The 392-nt window shown below is 51.8% G+C and carries 1 protein-coding gene; it reads left to right on the forward strand.

Going from position 1 to position 392, the window contains the following annotated elements; all coding sequences use genetic code 11:
* On the forward strand, positions 1–184 hold a 184-nt coding region (locus tag C446_RS19645), incomplete at its 5' end, for a hypothetical protein (protein WP_204365917.1).
* Positions 185–392 lie beyond the last annotated feature (208 nt).

A 392-nucleotide genomic window follows, 5' to 3' on the forward strand; every position in this document is an offset into this window, starting at 1 on the left:
TCATTGGGTCAGCACTGCCGATAGGTGGTCAGTTTCTGGTCTGCCCGTCCCGTCCGGCGAACTAATCTTGAACGTGCAACAGGGTAATCCATTATTGATCACCGTCATCGTTTCGGCTGCTACCAGCTACATTGTCATCCTTGCCAGTGTCGGTGTCCGCCTCATAGCCACCCATCTTCTGTAGGAGCATCGAAAATCCGACCGTAATCGCAATAACGATACCGGTAGCAGTGGTTGCGGATTCGGCAGTTCCCATTTCGCCGGACAGCAGTTCGGCCAGACTACCGTCTGCGACTTTCTCTGTTAGCCCGTTGCACGCTTTCGAAATTAGCTCCGACCTATCGCGGTGTAGTCACTAGCGTCTAAAATAGTCACTTTAACTAGACTAGAAG

The organism is Halobiforma nitratireducens JCM 10879, assembly GCF_000337895.1.
Lineage (GTDB): Archaea > Halobacteriota > Halobacteria > Halobacteriales > Natrialbaceae > Natronobacterium > Natronobacterium nitratireducens.